Consider the following 19,590-nt stretch of genomic DNA (forward strand, 5'->3'; position numbering starts at 1 on the left):
CGCCCGGGTTGAGAGAGAGTGTCTGGGCGTGGTCCGCCCTTTCTGCTCTCCCGGAGATCCCACCAATGGCCCATATTCTAACGGACGCAGCGCTTGGCGCAGCGTCGCTCGCCCCGCATTGCGCATTTGATGCGCGTGCGCGTGCGCTGCTGACCGCAGTAACCTCGCTTCTACCCCTGCTCGAAACCGGGCAGCTTGTTGAATCCGCCTGCTTGCGCGATGCTATGACGATAGCATTTGGCGGCACCGACGCTGAAGGCGCATGGGATTGGAAGAGCGCCTATGATGCCTGTGAGGTTGCACAAATCCTTTTCCTCCGCCGCTTTGGCCCAGCAATCTTGTCACGCAGCGGCTCTCGATCTCGCTCCCTTGCGCTGATTGAACGGGTATCAGCCCTTATGCCGACCCACACCCGGCGCTCTGAAACCAGCCAGGCCTTGCAACAATATTCGACGCCTGCGGGCCTATCGTTCGTGGCCGTTGTCGCTGCTTCGATTGGCGCAGGCGAAACTGTGCTCGAACCTTCTGCTGGCACGGGCATGTTGGCGATTCAGGCCGAACTGGCAGGTGCTAAGCTTGTGCTGAATGAACTCGCTGAAGGCAGGGCAGCGCTACTGTCGCACTTGTTCTCGGGCGTGGCTGTCAGCAGACATGACGCCGCGTCGATTGATGATCGCTTGCCCAATTCGGCACGCCCGAGTGTCATCCTGATGAACCCGCCATTTTCGGCCGTCGCGCATGTTGAGCGGACGATGAAGGACGCCGCGCTTCGCCACATCGCTTCCGCCCTGGCCCGCCTCGAGCATGGGGGCCGACTGGTGGTCATTACCGGCGCTGGCTGTTCTCCTGATGCTCCAGCATGGCGCGATGCTTTCATCCGGTTGCAGGGGACCGGACGTGTGGTCTTTACGGCCGCCATCGACGGCAAGGTCTATCGCAAGCACGGCACAACGATCGACACCCGGCTGACGGTGATCGACAAGCTGCCCGCTTCCGATCCCGCGACTTTCGTTCCGAGTGCAGGGACCGCTCCTGATACCGCGACCTTGCTCAAATGGGTCGAAGCGCAGGTGCCGCCGCGCGGACCGATTGCCCCATTGCCCGGTGCAGGACTGCATTGCGCTTCGTCGTCGTCGCCCGTGAGCCGCGCGGTTGCTCGAACTGCCCCGATCAATCCCGTGGTCGATGCCGATGCGCCTGAACTCACCTATGCGACTGCTGAGTGGGCTCCGCCCGAGGGGCAGCTCGGTGACAACATCTACGAACGATATGGCCTTCAATCGGTCGTCATTCCCGGCGCATTGCCGCACCCGACGCCGCTGGTTCAATCCGCGTCGATGGCCTCGGTGGCCCCGCCGAAACCAACCTATCGTCCGCACTTGCCCGAGCGCCTGTTGGGTGACGGCGTGTTGTCCGACGCGCAGCTGGAATCCGTAATCTACGCTGGCGAGGCCCATTCCGGGCATCTGGCAGGGGCATGGACCGTTGACGAGACATGGGATCTCGTCTCGGCGGCGGCTGAGGAAAACGATGCTGCCATCCGCTTTCGCCGGGGCTGGTTTCTGGGTGACGGCACGGGCGCGGGCAAAGGCCGTCAGGTCGCAGGCATCATCCTCGACAATTGGCTGAAAGGCCGCCGTCGTTCGCTCTGGGTTTCGGTATCGGACCGCCTGCTTGAGGATGCTCAGCGCGACTGGTCGGCTTTGGGGCAGGAACGACTGCTGGTGACGCCCTTGTCACGCTACCGTCAGGGCACGCCCATCAAGCTGGCGGAAGGCATCTTGTTCACGACCTATGCGACGCTGCGTTCGCAGGAGCGGGGCGCCAAGGCGAGCCGGGTCCAGCAGATCGTCGAGTGGCTTGGCCGTGACTTTGACGGTGTCATCATCTTTGACGAGGCGCACGCCATGGCCAATGCCGCAGGCGGCAAGGGCGCGCGCGGCGATGTCTCAGCCTCGCAGCAGGGCCGGGCGGGCCTGCGGCTACAACATGCCCTGCCTAATGCCCGCATCGTCTATGTCTCGGCCACCGGTGCCACGACGGTGCAGAACCTCGCCTACGCCCAGCGGCTCGGCCTGTGGGGCGGCGAAGACTTCCCTTTCGCCTCACGGGCAGATTTCGTGGCTGCAATCGAGGATGGCGGCGTCGCAGCCATGAAGGTGCTGGCCCGCGATCTGAAGGCGCTTGGCCTTTATGCTGCACGTTCATTGTCATTCGACGGCGTCGAATATGACCTGCTCGAGCACCAGCTGACCCCTGAGCAGGTGCGGATTTACGATTCCTATGCCGGGGCATTTCAGGTCATTCACGCCCATCTCGATGCGGCGCTCGAAGCATCGGGCGTTACCAGTGCATCCCATGGGACCTTGAACGCACAGGCCCGGTCGGCAGCGCGATCAGCGTTCGAAAGCGCCAAGCAACGCTTCTTCAATCACCTGATCACCGCAATGCAGACGCCAAGCACCATTCAGGCGATGCAGCGCGATCTTGAGGCCGGCCATGCCTGCGTTGTTCAGATCGTCTCGACTGGCGAAGCCCTGCAGGAGCGGCGGCTTGCCGAAATCCCGACCGACGAATGGGATGACGTTTCCGTGGACATCACGCCGCGTGAATATGTGCTCGACTATCTCGCGCACAGTTTTCCTGTGCAGCTCTATGAGCCGTTCACCGACAGCGAGGGCAATCTCGCGTCGCGGCCCGCATTCGACGCGGATGGCAACCCCATCCTTAATCGCGAAGCCTGCCGTGCCCGTGATGCAATGCTCGAGCGGCTTGCCGCTTTGCCGCCTGTGCCCGGCGCGCTTGACCAGATTGTCCAGCATTTCGGGAGAGATGCGGTTGCCGAGGTGACCGGACGTTCCCGTCGTATTGTGCCCCGCGCCAACAGCGATGGTTCAGTCCGCTTTGCTGTCGAGAACCGGCCAGCCTCTGCCAACATCGCTGAAACCCATGCGTTCATGGATGACAAGAAGCACATCCTCGTCTTCTCCGAGGCTGGCGGCACGGGCAGGTCCTATCATGCCGACCTTGGCGTGAAGAACCAGCGCCGCCGCGTCCACTACCTGCTCGAAGCAGGCTGGAAGGCCGACACCGCCATCCAGGGCTTTGGCCGCACCAACCGCACCAATCAGAAGCAGCCACCGCTGTTCCGCCCGGTATCGACCGACGTGAAGGCGCAGAAGCGCTTCATCTCGACGATCGCCCGAAGGCTCGACAGTCTTGGAGCGATCACGCGCGGCCAGCGGCAAACCGGCGGCCAGAACATGTTCAGCGCCAGCGACAATCTGGAATCCTACTATGCCCGCGATGCCCTGCGCCAGCTTTACCAATTGCTGGTGCGCGGCAAGATCGATGGCTGTTCGCTCGGGCAATTCGAAACGGCCACCGGCCTGTCGCTGCTCGACAGTGACGGCGGGCTCAAGGACGAGCTTCCGCCCATCACGACCTTCCTGAACCGGATGCTGGCGCTCACCATTCCCATGCAGAACATCCTGTTCGAGGCCTTCGAGGGTCTGCTGACGGCCCGGGTCGAAGGCGCAATCGCCAGCGGGACCTATGAAATGGGCCTCGAAACCCTGCGCGCCGAAAGCTTCTCGGTCTCCGACCGCAAGACCATCTACACCCATCCCGGCACCGGAGCTGTGACCCACCTCCTGACCATCGAACGCAAAGACCGGATCGAGCCGGTTGTGCTCGAGAGGGCGCTGGCCATGGCAGTGGATCGCGATGCCGAACTGGTGATCAACACCCGGTCCGGGCGCGCGGCAGTCAAATTGCGCGCGCGCAGTCTGATCGACGATGATGGGGGCATTCACCCGCGCATCCGCCTCGTCCGGCCTTTGGAGGCGACCAATATCCTCGCCGAGGTGTTCGCGACCAGTCATTGGGAGCCGGTGGACCGTGAGCGGTTCAGCGAAGTCTGGCAGGCCGAACTTGCCGACTTGCCGGAGTTCGAAACCTCGACCCTGCACATGGTTTCAGGCCTGCTGCTGCCGATCTGGCGGAGGCTTCCCAACGAATCGACCCGCGTCTACCGCCTGCAAACCGACGCTGGCGAGCGCGTCATCGGCCGCAAGGTTTCGCCCGCCTGGGTCGCGACGGTGATTGAGCAGAACACGGCGTCCGTCGTGCCCGCCGATGTTTGGGCGATGCTGTGTGCCGGCGATGCCAAACTGCATCTGGCCGAAGATCAGACGCTCGCCCGCGTCCGCGCCATGAATGATTGGCGGATCGAACTGACCGGCTTCAACGATCTTGGCATCGAGCGATTGAAGGCAATGGGCTTGATCTCCGAGATCGTCTCGTGGAAACTCAAGCTCTACATACCGACAGGGGCTGTCGGGGTGGATGTGCTCGCCAAGCTGCTGGACCGGTTTCCGATTCAGCGGATCGCGGCACGCAAAGCCGCCTGAAGGAGCCCCGCATGGACAGTCCCGCCACCGATATCGCCCGCCGCCTTGCCGCCTCAGCCGAGGCGGTCTGCCGCCGTTACTTGTCCAATGGTCGCCGAGAAGGCCGCTACTGGCTGGTCGGCGATGTTCACAATTCGCCGGGTCGCAGTCTCTACGTCAGATTGTCGGCCACGGCTGAGAGCCGCGGAGGCGCAGGCAAATGGACAGACGCGCAAAGCGGCGACCATGGCGATCTTCTCGACATCATCGCGGCAAGTTGCGCCCACCGGACCATGCGCGAGACACTTGATGAAGCCCGCCAATTCCTCAGCCTGCCGCCGCCTGATGAGTCCAAACCCCGAAACCCGACCTTACGCAAAGCGCCGACCGGCACACCAGAAGCGGCACGGCGCCTATGGGCCGCTTCAAAGCCGATCATGAACAGCATCGCAGCGCGTTATCTTGGTCGCCGGTCGATCACTGATCTGTCCGGCATAAATCAGCTGCGTTTCCATCCGCGCTGCTACTATCGGCCTGCTGAAGATGATGTCCCTGGTGTGCGGGAGGCATGGCCCGCCATGATCGCTGCAGTCACCGACAATGAGGGCACTATCACGGGGGTTCACCGCACTTGGCTCGATCCGCAAACCCACGACAAAGCCGCTGTCGCTTATCCACGACGCGCCATGGGGCACTTGGTCGGCTCGGGCGTCCGGTTCGGCAAAGCGGACGGTGTCATGGTTGCCGGTGAAGGCCTCGAAACTCTCCTGTCGTTGCGGCAGGTGATGCCATCCATGGCGATGATCGCAGGGCTATCGGCCGCCCACCTCGCCGCCATCCAGTTCCCTGCTGCGCTGCGCTGCCTTTATGTAGCGCGCGATGATGATCCCGCCGGGGCAACGGCATTGTCGACCTTGATCGAGCGCTGCGAGCCGTTGGGCATTGCGGTTATACCGCTTGAACCCCGACTCGACGATTTCAACAGCGACCTTACCGCCTACGGCCACGAGCGGTTGGCGGCGGCCATTCGGGTGCAGCTCAGTGCCGCCGATGCCGTGCGGTTTCTCAAAGAATGAGCGGAGCTGGCCGGTAAGCGGGGGATTGTCTGGGGAAGTGGGCGCATATCCACATCTCTCGGTCCTTGAAGGTCGCCACGCCCTCGGCCTTCGGGAGGGGGCGACTGCGGCAGCGAACACGGGCACCGCAATGGCTGCGCTGCGGCAATTTTCCGCCGGGGCTGCGCCCCTTTGCATCGCGAAACAAAATTGCCTTGCTTCGCCATCCTCCGCTGGCGCTCCGGCCGCGCGTTTCCGCGCGGTGCAGACCCGTGCCCGCCGCCACTGGTCGTCGCCACGAAGGCCGCGAGAGGCGCGGCTCAGGACACGGAGACCATCATGGCAAGCGCCCCAGATCTTCCCCTTGAAGACACCACCCCCGAACTCGGCCCAACCGCCTATCTCCTTCAGGAAATGCAACTCTACGGCTATCGGCCCTTCGAGGACGAACCCGATGGCAGGCCGCTACCCGATGCCCGCCTTGCCGGTGGCGCGGTCGCCGACATGTTCGACGGGCTTGTCTCAGCTTTGATCGACACCCGCATTGAACCCGATCTCGAAGACCTGCTCTGGAACGTCGTCAACATCTTCCACCGCGCCGGCGAGAAAGTCGAACGCGATCTTGACGACAATGAACAGGCGCAAAAACGCCTTCAGCGCGAACAGGATGGCAGCGAAGTGCGCTCGGTCGAACTTGAGCGCCAGATCGCCGAAGGCATCTCGCTCATCGAACGCCGCGACACGATGGAATTCTTCCGCGAAGCCGCCGCCGATCAATTCCGCATCCACGCCCGCAAGGCCTGGACGCCTCGCACCGGATCCCGCGTCAACCGCAAGGCCATGACCTCAGCCATCATCGACAGCCGCGACTTCCTCGACAAACGCGCCAGAGAAAATGCCCGCGTTCTGCTGCCCGAAGGCACCCGTATTGCCTTCACCGGTGGCCCCGATTGCAACGATCACTCGGCAATCTGGGATGTCCTCGACCGGGTTCATGCGCGTCATGCCGACATGGTCTTGCTCCACGGCGCCACACCAACTGGTGCCGAACGCGCCGCCGCCTGCTGGGCCGACACGCGCCGCGTGCCGCAGGTCGCCTTCCGTCCCGACTGGAACCGACACAAGAAGGCCGCTCCGTTCAAGCGCAACGATCGTATGCTCGAAGCCATACCCGTAGGTCTGGTCGTATTTCCCGGCACCGGCATCCAGGACAATCTGGCTGACAAGGCGCGCAAGATGGGCATTCCGCTCTGGGACTTCCGCGAGAAGCGATGAGGCAGTTAGCTTTGTTCACTCTAGCTGAGAATGGCAGGTTTCCGATTCAGAAACTGAGATGGCTTCGTTGTTATGCGCGAAGTGCAATGTCGGTTGCCGACCCAAATCAAGCCATTCCAAGGCCGATGTCAGAACCACTGGTCTAGCCGCAACACACCTTCCTTCGAAGCGATAACACAACCTATTCGGTGCGGATTTTCAGATCAGCAATCGCGTCCAGTATACGTGTGATGACCTGCGCGCCTTCAGGAGTGTCATCCCAGATTTTGCGCATGCTAGACATCGCCTGGGCCCATTCGGGCGCAATTCCCGAATGATTGGGCTCGAGGCGCGGCACCTTGATCTCGAGCGCTTTGCAGACTTGCACGACGTTGTAACTGAATGTCTTGAAGCGGCCCTCGCAAATGCGACCCACCTGGCTGGGGTGGACAAGGGATATTCTTCCAAGTTCAGCGTAGGTGAGCCCCCTCGACGCGCGAGCGTCGACGATTTTCGCCTTCAGATCATCAAGCTGCTTGATTGTTGGCTTCATGCAAATTAGCATGCATATAATAAAGTGAATTTGCAAGGAGGTCGCGAATGGACGAAATTCGGTTCTATCGGGCCAGCGAAAAGCCCTACGGGGCGTTCAGCAATCTCTATCGTCGGGACGTGGAGTTCGAGGGCGAGACGTTCGTCACAAGCGAGCACGCCTACCAAGCCGGCAAGGCCCGCAAGCCGGAAGTGCGCAAGTGGCTAATGTCGGCGCCTTCGCCTTCGCTACTCGCGATGGCGGCGCACGGGCTGTACTACTGGGATGTCGCCCCTGGCTGGTCGACATCCAAGTTCGACCGAATGCGCGGCGTTCTCCGTGCGAAGTTCACCCAGCACGCCGACCTACGTGAGTTGCTGCTATCGACGGGCGATGCTCGCCTCGTGGAATCCGCCACGGTGGACAACGAAGTAAATCGGCTCTGGGGCGAAGTGAACGGATCGGGCAAGAATATGCTTGGGGTGCTCCTGATGGAAATCCGCGAGGAGCTGCGGCAGGAGGCTGAAGGCTACCTAGTCGCCGCTGAATAGGTCCGACGCTCGCCCAGCACTGCGCGAGCATAGTTTGGTCCGCAGTGCTTGAAGAGGCCACGCGCCCCCGCAAACGCGCAGTTCTCGGCGGCCAGACGTTGGCCGGCCACGATGCCTTCGATCAGCACCGAGGCGCATAGCTCTTCGGCCCGGATGCCTGACGAAAGCATCCAATCGATCACGCCGACGCTGACCATGTCACCCGATCCGCAGGTGTCGAGGACGGATGGGGCGTCAATCGCCGAGCACCAGACGGCGTTGTCATCATGCCGGACCTCGAGCCCCGCTGCGCCGTAGGTGACGATACGGACGCAGTCGTGGTGCAGATCGGCCAGCTGCGAGCCTAGTCGGTCGACCGAGTATTTAAGGATGGAGACGAGGCCGAGCGCCTCAGTGAACATGTCGTCATGATCGACATCCGAGGGCTCGAAGAAAACGATCGCACCGGATAGACGAGCGGCCTTCATGGCACGCAGGATGCTCGCAGAAAGACGGTCAGCATAGAACACGTTACACTGCGTGAGGACATGGAGCGCCGACGCCACCTCGTCCTCTCCGATCGGAACATAGCGCGGAAGCTCTTCGCTCGTCTCCGGACACACGAAAGTGAAGTCGTGGTGGCCGGACGCTGTGTCGAGTTCCTGAGCTATGATGGGAGAGCGTGTTCCCGACTTGAGATGGATGTGATCCACGACGGCACCGGCCTTGACGAACTCGGCAACCAAGCGACCGCCTTCGATGTCGTCACCCAACATCAGCAGAGGTACAACATTGCGATGGAGCATTGCCAGCGAGACAAGAACGTTGCCGCAGGAGCCGCCGAGAGCCTCATCCGTCAGATCGCCGTCAGCGTAGATTCTGTCGAGCACGGTGAGCCCGGTCCCTGCGACGTCGAAGAGGTATTGAAGGTGAGTCGATGTGCCCATGTTCTCGTTTAGTATTCCTTCAATCATTGCCTGTCGAGCTTCAGCGCGGACACATCCAAACGAATCTCGCCAGACGATGATGCCACCAAAGCACTTAACGCTCTGAGAAGTGCCGTCGGTCCGGTTATCGTGCTGCCGAACAGGGACCAGCAACCGTTCGGCGCGCCGCATACCTCGCCGACGCTGATGCCGTAGGCGTGCGACAGGAGCGCGTGGTCGTTTCCCGAAGACGAGCCGCTGTCACCGAAGCAGAGTACTCCCTTTCCATCGCCGGCGACGCTACGGATCGCCTCGACTACCGTCGTCTTTGTCGAAGACGACGGTATAATGTCGAAGCTGTGCCCGGACTCGGATATTCTGACTTCTCCGCTTTCGATTTGGGGACAACGCGCAACATCGAGCGCGAACCGGAACGGGTAACGCAACCTATGCCTATCTATGCAGATCTGAACCGGGCGAGCCTTGAAGGTCTTCTCCAAGAACAACTCGTCCTGTTTGTTCAGCCAGGTTACGGTCGCGGCGATGGCGGGATTGGCGGCTGGCGGATCGAGGTCGATATCGACGTCTGCAGTGCGGATGTGCCCGCCGTTATAGTATCCGATGATTATAGAGGGCAGGACGTCTGGGGGAAGAACCTTGCGCAGATCATCGCCAGCGGAACCGCCCCGTCCTGTCGCGATGCCGATCTTGACCCCTAAGCGATGCAGTCGAACAAGCTGGTCGATGATCGCCTGGTCGGGGACCTTGAAGCGATCTTCAGTCGAAACAATTGTCCCATCATAGTCGAACACGACGCCGCCCACGAGTGCCTGCTCCAGGTCTTGAAAGCGTGCGGAGCAAATCGTCAGAAGGCTCAGATTCTCCGGCGGGGCAGAGTCCGCCTTCGCTATGGCAGCACGCTTATGACGGACGCTGGCAGGAAGCTCATGAGCAAGCGTCTCTAGAGACCTGTCGTCGTAGATCGCCCTTCCGAACTCACCGATACCTGGTTTGCCGGGGTCGATGCTCAGGACGTCGCCAACCGCCTCGATGACTGCCAGTCCGTCGATGAGGCCGAGTATGTTCGCGAGCCTTCCGCAAGTGCCGTAGTCGATGCTCACGCGTCGCAGGCCTTCGGGAAGGGCCCCCTCGATCGCTCGCCATGTCGAGCGCGACGAGCTTCCGGTCAACGCAAGCAGAACCGTTTCGTCGGTGCGGTGGTGGAACCACGCATGCCGACCATGCGCGAGATTGCGAAGGTCGGTGGTCTGAACCGGACAGATCGATGCTTCCCAGAACGACGTGTCGAGTAGACAGGCGACAGGTCGAAGCAGAGTGTCACCTGCGATGACAAGGGTGTCCGACTTTCGAATGCCCTGCCATTTCTCCGCGAGGCGGATCCGCTCGCCGGGATTGCGCGAGGCGGCCAGCCGCGCCGAGATCACCTCCAGAGGCGATGGGCTGGCGACCGATTCGCGCGACACCATTGCGCTGGCCATCAGAAGACTAGCCGTCATCGAGAGCAGGGAGTGGGTGGCGAGATAGCCGTCCTTCTCGTCGGCAACTGGCACAACATGAACGTGTCCGCCGCACTTCGATACCAGCGCGGCCGCAGCGCCCGCGGCGTTGCGAGTGACGATGTTTATGTCGCGGCATCCACGATCGATGGCAGCTTTGGCGGCGGCACTGACGTCAGGATTGTCGCCGCCCGCGCTGAACAGCCAGACCGGAGTCGATGCGAGAGCGAAGTGGTCGGTGACCACTTGCATCGGCGTCGCGACCGACGTTAGCCCAAACCCAAGCGAGTCCCGGCACCTGAGGAAGTATTCCGCAGCGACAACCGATCCGCCAGATCCGACCGCTAACGCGCCCCGAGCACCGCCGCGGGCCAGTGCCGTGGCAATGGAAGATGGGTCGAAGCCAGCTATCATATCGAGGGTGGCTGGCAGGGCGTCCAGCTTCGAGCTGAGCCTCGGCGTGCTCATTCGGAGAGATATCCTGCATAGAGCGGACCGGAGAGTACCAGGTGCACAAGCATGTCTGGAGGCCCTCCAATCGACGACTTTGTGGCGCTGAAGTCGTAGCTCTCCGTTTCAACGTATTGGACCGACATGCCGTGTTCGATCGCTGCCATCATGGCTCCAGCGGCGAGAACTTTGCTGCCCAGCGGCGAGAGGACCATCCGTGGTTCGTATGTTCCGTCCATCGTCCGATCAAAGCGCTGCTTTAGGGTCGAGAGCGTCCTATAGCAGTCGAGTGGGTTCTTTTCTGACGCGTAGACGATGTCGCGTGGATCGATCTCCCATTCGTTGACCAGTTCGTTCTGATACTCGGTGAGCAGGTCGTCGGCGCGGCGAGGGTTGCGCGCGGGGAAAGGAAGAACCGGGCAGATTTTATACCAGTTGCCGGGAGTAGCACCAATCTGCGTCAGCGTTGAGGCCCTGCCGCGCGCTAGCTGCGGGATCCAGATTTGCGCAGCATCCAGCGAGCTCATTCCTACGTCGGGAGCGAAACCTTTGACCGGACTGATCCGGCTGGACGGCACGCTCGAAATCAAATCGTCAAGTTCAGGGTTGGAAACGATCATGAGGTGGAATGCGCGCGCTTCGTCGGCCTCGCATTCCTCCAGAAGCAGTTTGGCCGCCGGAAATCCGATACCGATCGAAAGGGCGCTTAGGTCGAGGATGACATCCGTAACGTCGGAGGCAATCGGATTTGCCAAGATCTCGGCGACCACCCGCGCGCCGCCGACAGGAGCGCCGTCGTCGGCGAAGACGTCGATCTTGAAGATTTTCGATTCCGGCACAATCGCTTTCAGAGCGGCCTCGTTACCCTCAGCCCGCTTCACTAGTTCATCGGTGGCGCCTGGCCTCTCCTCGCGGATGTAATAGGCTGTGAGGCGGTCTCCGAGTGCATCTGCCAGCATCTTGGAAACGCGTTGAGAGCGTGGGTCGAAACCGGCCGCCGCGACCAGCAGGACCTTCCGCTTTGGATCGTTGAAGTAGTCGCCAACGAACGCGTCAACGTCTTGATCGAAGTTGGTGATGCAGTTCGACCAATGATTACGCATTCGCCAGGCCCGCAACTTCCCGCAGGTATCCTACCCGCTTCTCCAGGAATCCGCCCCGGTTGTAGGTGAGCCCGTGAACTAGGCTGACCGTGCCCGTGAGTTCGATCAGCGCCCAGTGCTTGCCGCCTTGACCATAGTCGCGCTCGATCGTGATCGCGCCGTTGGCGATGGCATGCTTCAACACCGCACCGAGCTCGTCGTCGAGGGAGAGTTCCTGCAATTCCTCTTCGAGGATGCCGATCGCGTTCGCGCCGGCACCGAGGGGAGCGTTCGGCAACAGAGATTCGGACACGCAATCTCTAGCGATCTGGTCGACCATGCTGCGTACTCGGGCGGCATGGGGGAAGGCCCAGCCGTCCATGATCGCGCGCGCCTTGTCCGCAAGCACCTTCTGCTGGACCCTCGCCGGGAGCGGCAAATCCTCGTTGCGGATGGCCCGGGTCTCGATATTCGCCACTAGCGCGCCGGCGAACTGGAGGAATATTTCCGCATTCTCGTTGCTCGCGTCGCAGATGTCATCGACCCCGAAATGGAATGGCCGTCCAAGCTCGTGATAGAGGTGGAGGCGAGCACCATGCGCTACATCAGAGTCAGCTTTCAGCGGCGTCTTCGGATCGGGATCAAAGTCCTCGAAGAGAGAAGGGGCGGAGCGCGCTATACGGACGGCATATCGGTGGATCAGGATCCGCACCATGGCGAGCGCAACTTCCGGTCCGTCGTCGTAAGACCGCGAGCGTTTGAGGTAATCGGCCACGATCGCGTCGATCTCCTTGCGTCTGGAATCCGCGACGCCGAGCTTCACCTGCTCCCGGGCGATCTTCTCGCTAAGCGAGCGGATTTGAGGGGCCGTGACGCTCGGCGGCTCTGATGGAAGCAGCCGCTCGATGTCGGTTGCCCCACGGTTCCGGAGCGCCTCGACCAGCGGCAGATAACGTTTTGCCATGTCCTTCGCCATCGTTCGGAACTGACGCCTGGCGGTGTCCTTCTTGCCGTCCTCCACCACTTGCATGCGGATGTCCACGAAGTCTCGCCCTTGAGCGCGCCCGTGCGAAGGTTGAGCGCCTGGCGATCGAAGCACCGCTCCCGGGCTGAGGGCGTCGAGCCGCATCATCATCCATCGCCCGAAACGCATTTCTCGGTGCGACAGCGTCTCGAACATCTCTTCGAGCTGATCGTGGTGCAGCGCGTGTACGTCGTCCAGCATCACCAGCGGCGTCACTTCGATCAGATCTCCTTCCCATTCGATCCTGATCCGCTGAATGGCGTCGAACGGCGCGTATGGGGCGGTCGCCTCCTCGGGCAGGTCGCCGAGCTTGGGCGGTCGCAGGCCGGCGCCGATGGAGTAAATCGCGCGCTGAACGGCGAGCGCCCTATCCCGGACGCCTACGGCGGTGAGGCCGCCGATCTGCTCCAGATGCGCCTCGTATTCCGCTCGCGGCACGAAGGTGATCCCGTCGAGGCTGCGGGTTTTATTGGCTGTTAGGTTCCGAATGAGGCCAAGCATGGCTCGCGCCTGCACCAGCCAGAAGGCAAGCTTCGTCTTCACTGCGGGGTCGTAGGGAAGTTCCCAGAACTCGCGGTATTCAGATTCCATCGGAACCCTCACGGCGGCGACATGCGGGATGGCGTTCTGGAGAAATCCGGCTTCGGCGAGCGCTGCGGCGAGGGTCCGGTTGGTGGCGTTGGTGCGGTCCTTCAAGATTGCCTCGACCATTTTGAACTCGGCGAGGGTCGCCAGCATCGTCTTTCCACTGCCCGGCGAGCCGATAATGCGCACCGGCACCTCGAACATGTCGTCCTTGTGCTTATTCTTCGCGAGAAACGTGGTGAGCGGAGAAGGGCTGACGATCGACAGAAAGGAAGCGTCGTCGCGGACGTATTCTGTTGCACGACGGAGGAATGGGTTTGCCATATGATTACCCGTGACGGTCGCGACGGAGGAACAGCGGGCTCATCCGACGACCCAGCTTGCCCTCTGTTTCGGCCCATAAGATCGGGACCGAGTTGTTGGGCGTGTTGTGTTCGAGGATCAGCGGAAGCCCGCAGTTCGCGTATCCATACTTCATGTCGTCCTGGCCTGCTTCCTTGCAGTGCTTCTCAAGCCGCATGAACAGCTCGTGATCATAGTAGGTGTCGCACAGACCTAGATAGGGCCCGTCTTCCGGTTTCGAAGGCGTCATCACGCCGATCGTCGACTCAATTGAGCCTAGTCGGAGGTCCGTCGGGAGGCGAAGTCCTTCGGTGATGAATGCGTCGCCATAGCTGCGGTCGGTCAGCTTCTCGGCCGCCTCTACGATGCGCTCCTCCAGCGCGTCTCGAGCCTGAGTTGTTGAAATGTAGTGGTGGATATGCAGCGTGTACCCCGTTGAAAGGGGGAATTTGTCTCCGAGATGCTCTCGCGCGTCTTTGACGATCTTCTCGAACTTCGCGAGCTTCCCCTTTGGCGCTCCGCCGCCGGGAAACCGGATAAAGGTGGTGCCGGATGCCGTGAAGTCGTCGATTAGGTAGACGTCGTCGAAACGCGCCTGATCGTCCTTCATCTCCTCTTTGAGATCCTTGCCCAGCCCCTCCCACTTGTCGAGATCGACGTTCATCATCGGGACGACCTGTTCCTGCGACAACCGACCCGAGTTGGCGCGCCGCAGAACGTCGATGCGACTTCCGTCGCTGAGACCGACAAACAGGCAACGGCGAAGTCGATCAGAAAACGCTTTGCTACCCTCTGCAGTCGCCCACACCCCGTAGGGCTTGACGTCCAACGCGCTGGCTACCGCTTTGCGCAGGTATGGTGTTACGATCTCTGGGATGAAGTTCTCTATGACCCGCTGCATCTCCGCGGTAGAAATGTAGACGAGCCGCTGCCGCACCATCCCATAGGCGATCTCCCGGTCGGTCTGATCGAAGTGGCGTAGCCACGAAACAAGGCTCTCCAAGAATCGTACGCCGGCTCGGAAGTCTGAATAACCATCATACTTCATTGAGGACATCAGGCGCAGCCAAGCATACTCACTTGTCGCTCGCTCATTATCCCAACCCATCACGCTGGCGATTAAATTCAAGGCGAGTGTGTTTATCATAGTTGCTCGGCGTAAACCTCGTTCTGATAGTGCGCTAGACAGTAAATTTCATAGAGTTCAACCACTGTGCCAATTTTGGCGATAGCGCCCTTCGGGGGAGCCGACTGCGTTGACGACAGCCAAGGGGAAGTTTTTGGGCGGCGGAGCGGCTGAGATTTGGGCGCGAACCTGCCAACACTTCAACTTTCCAGAAACCGCTTCTCATAGACGGTACCGATTCCGCTACCATCCCAAACATAGCACAGATGCCGTTCCTGCCGACAATTCGACAACCGCCGGGGCCGGAACACAGCGGCACATTCTCCGCCGGGATTGCGGACGCTTTCATAGACAATCCCGTCCGACCCGGCATCGCGCAAGGTCCGCGCGGTTTCCTGAGACACGGCATAGCTGCTCGGATGGTACAGAGCTGGCAGCGCCTCCCGTTGCCCACGGATGTCGTGAAGGTTCGCGGCGAGATCGACGGCATAAACCCGCATGTCGAGTTCCTGCGCCGGTTCGTCGGTAGCCTCGAGGAAATGCGTGCGGTGATGCCTGGTTTCGGCAATTGCGGTTGCCAGTGTCATTCCAGCATAGAAGACGCCGTAGCTGCCGTCGGTGAAGCGGTCGCCGACCGGATTGAGGTGGGTGAACGCCGCCATGATCGGCGAGGAACCGGGGCCTGAAACTCGGTCCTCAGGCGGCACGAGCGACAGCTCGCCTGCCTCGTCGCGCAGGCGGTCATTGGTCATCGCCTCGATGGCATAGACCGCTTCAAGATCGGCAGGATCGGCAACTGCCTCGAACAGCGAGATCGGCGGAAATCGGCTCGGGATGATGCGGTAGCAGGGTGTCCAGCGGACTTCAGACGTGGGAATGTCCACGGGTCAGCCGCGCTGCCCGTCAACATACTGACGCACGACATAGAGATCGGCGACATTGCCCGACATCATCCGGTCAAGCGCCGAGGCGCCGCCGAAAACCTGCGCCTTGTTGGGTTTGCGCACCCACTCATCCGCCGTCTTCGGCAACAAGATCTGCAGGCCTTTGTAGATGCCCATGACATAGGAAATCCGTTCCAGCGCATCCTTGGGCAGCGCCGCGACCACGCCGCGCTTCCAGGATTGGAAGGTCGAGCGGCTCTCCAGACCGAGCAAGCGCATCTGCTCCTGCTCTTTCAGGCCCCAGGCATCAGCGATGCGGAAAAATGTCCGCAGGGCCGGACCCGTCAGATCCTTGCGATCAAGTCCCTTTGCGGGCGCATTGGCTGCAGCTTGGATACCCATGTCGGCACGTCCTTTCATGGCTTCATGTGTTTATATTCTGCACAAAAGTCAATATGAGAGCTGATATTGCACAATCCGACCTGTGTAATGCAGCGAGAGCCCACTGCTGTTGCCCGTCCGCTGTCCAAGGTGACGACGCCTCTCGATCTGCCGTTGGCAGCATTTGACGGATGATTGCTGCTGCGCTCCATCCAGTGATCCGATGGGGAGGAAGCTTCCGACTTTTGGTCGATGAAAACGGCGATTGCCCACTGATATTCGTTCTCAGGCGGAGCGAAAACCACCCCTCCTTGTCGCCTGTCTGCGGGTCTCGTCTCGCCTAGTGCCGTCAACCCCGTGCGGGGTTCGCCCTTCGCTGACGCTGCGGTGACGGCGGCTCCCGGCCCCTTCTTTTGGCGCCATCGGGGATGGTCCCCGACCACCTTTAGGAGAAACGACATGGCTACCATCGCAAACCTCACCGTGAAGTCCGACGACAGCTTCGAAGGCAACCTCGCAACGCTGACCGTCTCCGCGCCAATCGCGATCATCCCCAACAACCGCAAGACCAAGGACAGCGAACCCGACTACCGCATCGTCAGCCGCAAGAACGGCTTCGAACTGGGCGCAGGCTGGAAGCGCTTCTCGCAGAACACCGGCGCCGAATATGTCTCGGTCTCGCTCTCGGCTCCTGAATTCGGCACCATCTATGGCAACATCGCCAACGCTCCCGGCGATGACCCTTCGAAGAAGGTCATCATCTGGAACCCGCCGAGCTAAGGCGTCAGCGTCGGCCCCGCCTTCGTGCGGGGCCGAACTAACGCCAGTGCAAGAAAAGCAGCATGTTCGACGCCAAGCGCATTGCCTGGAAATAATGGGCGATGCAGAGCGAATAGCGACTATGACGGCGTCTGCATCGACATATAGGTCTCGCGCGAATTGGACGAGATCGTCGGCTTGCGCGCGCTTGGCACCGATCGCCTTGCCAGCCAGATGTATAGTCGCGGAATTATCTCGCATCTCACATGCGCGATAATTCCGAAATCTGGGGCGCGCCGAGCTGGGGCATCGGCCCTGCCTTCGGGCGAGACCATTTCTGCTTGGTCCCGCTGCACGTCCGAAATACGTGTACATTTTTCGGACAGCGCCCTGGAAGCGCCTCCTGTCGGCCTACCGCCGGATGTTCCGGAGAGTTGTCACCTCTTCCGGATGGCGATCAAGAATCTCAATCAAGCCGACCGCAGCTTCGCTGGGCTGCATTGTACCACGCTCATACTTTTGGAACGCTCGCCGTCCGCCTCCAATGATCCTACCCGCCTCTTCTTGCGTGAGGCCAAGCTTCTTGCGCACGGCTTTGACCCGTGCGGCATAGGCCGCTCGCAACTCGAGATAGGCTTGATCTATCGCTTGAAGTTCAGCGCCCGAATGGATGGAATCGCCATCGCCTTCAGGATACCAGCCCGGCACCTCCACTTCGAGTGACAACGAGCCAACGCTCAGCGTTTGTATCCGCGCGTCACGCCGAAGCACCTCACCGGTTTTGGGATGAATCCGAGTCTGACCCATCTTCAAACCTCCTTGCCCGATGTTGATCGAAGATCGTTCAGCATCTCACCTGCAAACCCCAGCGCGAAAAGTTCTCTCTGGCTTCCGACAATACACCTTCAAGGTTAATTTTCAACTGCCGCCGTGTGTCTGACCGGGCGCAACGATGCAGCGCCTTCGGCAAGCAGGCGGGCGATTTCGTCGGACGTTTTGCGCACCGCTAGCTTCAGAGCTTCATCGATATGGATGTAGTCCTGCGTCACGTTCTGCGAAGCATGCCCGAGCATGGCCCGTATCGTCAGCTCCGTGAATCCGAGTTCGCCCGCGATGCTGCCGAAAGTGTGGCGAAGGGTATGAAGTGTTGCGCCCTCAATTCCCGCCCAATGGCAAACTCTCCGGAAACAGGCTGGTGCAGCCTGGTATGCGCCAGCGCCCGTCATTGACGGGAACACGTAGGGGTTACCAACGATCTCGGGTTGAGCGAGAACGACCTTCAGTGCTTCTGGGCCGATCGAGCGGACCTGAGCATCGGTTTTGGTATCCGGGAAGGAGACAAACCCGCCCTCCGCATGCACCCAGGCGCGCTTCATCGACTGCGCCTCTTCCCGTCTGTATCCTGTCAGCGCAAGTGTCCGCACCACTGCAAGTGCTGTCGGATTTTCGCCGTTACGCTCGGCATAGGCGATGGCTTTACCGAACGCGACGAGTTCGGCAGTGCTAAGCCGCCTCGTCTTCTTGTTGATTGCGAGTTTCTTGGCTCCTCTGGTTGGGTGCTCTGCAATCAGCCCCTTGTGCTTGGCATGACCCAAAATGGCTTGCAGCGACCCGAGGCATCGCGACGCGACGCCAGGTCCGCCAGCGGGCCGCCCACCACGGCCTTTACCTCGAGCCTTCGCAGTTTTACCGTCTCGGACATCAGCCTGCATCTGCTCGACATCCGCGATTGTCAGCCTTTTCGCCATGCGATGGCCAAGAATCGGTTTGATGTGAGTGTTGATCCTGCTCTCATCCATCGCGAGCGAGGAGGCTTTGATTGGACGGTTCTTGCGGCCAAGAATGTTGCCGGCGCGGGCTTCAACCAGATACCAGTCACAGATCTCGGCGACGGTCATGCCACTGCGGGCCTGATGAATTGCCTCTGCTGGGTCCCGACCACCAGCAACTTCGCCAAGCTTGATCTTCGCCAGATCCCGAGCTTGCTCCGTCGTGATGACACCGTAGCGGCCGAGATTGATGCGCCGCTTGATCCCTTCGATGTTGCGGTACTGAACAATGAAGGTCTTGAGCCCCGACGGAAGCGCCCGCAAGCCGAAACCCCGAATCTCGCTGTCCCACAGGACGGCCTGTTTATCTTTAGGCGGCGCGAATGCGTCCACATTGCGCTTGTTCAACTTCGCTGTCGGCATGTTTGACCCTCCATTTGGAGACAAAGATTTCAGAGGGGTGCATTGTCTCCATTTTGTCTCCAGATTTAAGCGTTTCGAGGGTATTATGGGCGGAGACAATCGTAAAGGGGAACATCATAAATATCTGATTTAGCGTAGATAATCGTACTTGGGAAAGTTTGGGAAAAGTGGCCGAAATATTTTGCCAAGGTTGGGGTCGAGGGTTCGAATCCCTTCGCCCGCTCCAGTTTTCCCAAGAAAACTAATTAATTGCACCTCGCGCAGCGCGCGAGGCCTTGGTGACAAAGCTCTAATCGCTCGCCGTTGTCACCACATTGTCGCCAATTCAAATCCAACGCAGGGCTAGTCAGGCGTTCTCCCAAGTTCAGCTTAGACTGATCGTATCGATCGCTGATCCCAAGCCTGTCGGCCCGAATGAGCTACTTTAGCATAGACACTGGTAGGCGGATCGGTCGCTCCGCCGCAGAACCAACCACTCGCATTAGCCGCTTATCCCTTGGCTCAAAGCCTGTCCTCCTTCAATCAACCCGTGAAGGGTCCGCTACGCGTGCGCGTGCGGC

Annotated in this window: 15 protein-coding genes; 5 read left to right on the forward strand and 10 right to left on the reverse strand. The window is 60.7% G+C overall.

Annotated elements, in window-relative coordinates:
• The first annotated feature begins 65 nt into the window (after nucleotides 1-65).
• The 3 genes from IP81_RS18445 to IP81_RS18455 all read left to right on the forward strand — a co-directional run bounded on the left by IP81_RS18445 (nucleotide 66) and on the right by IP81_RS18455 (nucleotide 6,721).
• Nucleotides 66-4,412, forward strand: coding sequence for a strawberry notch-like NTP hydrolase domain-containing protein (locus IP81_RS18445; RefSeq protein WP_054109464.1), 4,347 nt, complete (start codon nucleotides 66-68; stop codon nucleotides 4,410-4,412).
• An 11-nt stretch (nucleotides 4,413-4,423) separates the two neighbouring features.
• Nucleotides 4,424-5,467 carry a toprim domain-containing protein gene (locus tag IP81_RS18450; RefSeq protein WP_054109465.1) on the forward strand — a complete coding sequence of 348 codons (1,044 nt, stop codon included), beginning with the start codon at nucleotides 4,424-4,426 and terminating at the stop codon, nucleotides 5,465-5,467.
• Nucleotides 5,468-5,785: 318 nt separating this feature from the next.
• Entirely contained in the window at nucleotides 5,786-6,721 is a 936-nt protein-coding gene (locus tag IP81_RS18455) for a DUF2493 domain-containing protein (RefSeq protein ID WP_054109486.1), read from the forward strand.
• A 181-nt stretch (nucleotides 6,722-6,902) separates the two neighbouring features.
• Here the strand turns inward: IP81_RS18455 and IP81_RS18460 are convergent, their stop codons facing one another.
• Nucleotides 6,903-7,253 carry a helix-turn-helix domain-containing protein gene (locus IP81_RS18460; protein ID WP_054109466.1) on the reverse strand — a complete coding sequence of 117 codons (351 nt, stop codon included), beginning with the start codon at nucleotides 7,251-7,253 and terminating at the stop codon, nucleotides 6,903-6,905.
• A 47-nt stretch (nucleotides 7,254-7,300) separates the two neighbouring features.
• On the opposite strand from IP81_RS18460, the gene IP81_RS18465 reads away from it, so the two are divergent.
• On the forward strand, nucleotides 7,301-7,783 hold the full coding sequence (locus IP81_RS18465; protein ID WP_054109467.1) for an NADAR family protein: 483 nt from the start codon (nucleotides 7,301-7,303) through the stop codon (nucleotides 7,781-7,783).
• Here the strand turns inward: IP81_RS18465 and IP81_RS18470 are convergent.
• The 7 genes from IP81_RS18470 to IP81_RS18500 all read right to left on the reverse strand — a co-directional run bounded on the left by IP81_RS18470 (nucleotide 7,762) and on the right by IP81_RS18500 (nucleotide 16,100).
• Nucleotides 7,762-8,736, reverse strand: a complete 975-nt coding sequence (locus IP81_RS18470; RefSeq protein WP_054109468.1) for a PfkB family carbohydrate kinase — start codon at nucleotides 8,734-8,736, stop codon at nucleotides 7,762-7,764. The two genes, IP81_RS18465 and IP81_RS18470, sit on opposite strands and share 22 nt — an antisense overlap.
• Nucleotides 8,733-10,673, reverse strand: a complete 1,941-nt coding sequence (locus IP81_RS20625; protein ID WP_054109469.1) for an HAD hydrolase family protein — start codon at nucleotides 10,671-10,673, stop codon at nucleotides 8,733-8,735. Before IP81_RS20625 ends, IP81_RS18470 begins: the two co-directional genes overlap by 4 nt.
• Complete coding sequence (locus IP81_RS18480) at nucleotides 10,670-11,758, reverse strand: hypothetical protein (RefSeq protein WP_054109470.1); 1,089 nt, start codon at nucleotides 11,756-11,758, stop codon at nucleotides 10,670-10,672. The genes IP81_RS20625 and IP81_RS18480 overlap by 4 nt, the downstream gene beginning before the upstream one ends.
• Nucleotides 11,751-13,670 carry a hypothetical protein gene (locus tag IP81_RS18485; protein ID WP_054109471.1) on the reverse strand — a complete coding sequence of 640 codons (1,920 nt, stop codon included), beginning with the start codon at nucleotides 13,668-13,670 and terminating at the stop codon, nucleotides 11,751-11,753. Before IP81_RS18485 ends, IP81_RS18480 begins: the two co-directional genes overlap by 8 nt.
• Before the next feature lie 4 nt (nucleotides 13,671-13,674).
• Nucleotides 13,675-14,835: a hypothetical protein gene (locus IP81_RS18490; RefSeq protein WP_054109472.1), complete on the reverse strand. Its 1,161-nt coding sequence runs from the start codon at nucleotides 14,833-14,835 to the stop codon at nucleotides 13,675-13,677.
• Between the two features lie 179 nt (nucleotides 14,836-15,014).
• A complete protein-coding gene (locus tag IP81_RS18495; protein WP_054109473.1) occupies nucleotides 15,015-15,698 on the reverse strand; it encodes an RES family NAD+ phosphorylase in 684 nt (227 codons plus the stop codon).
• 3 nt (nucleotides 15,699-15,701) lie between these two features.
• Nucleotides 15,702-16,100, reverse strand: a complete 399-nt coding sequence (locus tag IP81_RS18500; RefSeq protein WP_197274702.1) for an antitoxin Xre-like helix-turn-helix domain-containing protein — start codon at nucleotides 16,098-16,100, stop codon at nucleotides 15,702-15,704.
• Nucleotides 16,101-16,538: 438 nt separating this feature from the next.
• Between IP81_RS18500 and IP81_RS18510 the strand changes: the two genes are divergently transcribed.
• Entirely contained in the window at nucleotides 16,539-16,859 is a 321-nt protein-coding gene (locus IP81_RS18510; protein WP_006966713.1) for a DUF736 family protein, read from the forward strand.
• Nucleotides 16,860-17,249: 390 nt separating this feature from the next.
• On the opposite strand, the gene IP81_RS18515 is transcribed toward IP81_RS18510, so the two are convergent.
• Entirely contained in the window at nucleotides 17,250-17,645 is a 396-nt protein-coding gene (locus IP81_RS18515) for a type II TA system antitoxin MqsA family protein (protein ID WP_054109476.1), read from the reverse strand.
• 104 nt (nucleotides 17,646-17,749) lie between these two features.
• A complete protein-coding gene (locus IP81_RS18520) occupies nucleotides 17,750-19,030 on the reverse strand; it encodes a site-specific integrase (RefSeq protein WP_054109477.1) in 1,281 nt (426 codons plus the stop codon).
• Nucleotides 19,031-19,590: the final 560 nt, after the last annotated feature.

The organism is Novosphingobium sp. AAP83 (genome assembly GCF_001295795.1).
Lineage (GTDB): Bacteria > Pseudomonadota > Alphaproteobacteria > Sphingomonadales > Sphingomonadaceae > Novosphingobium.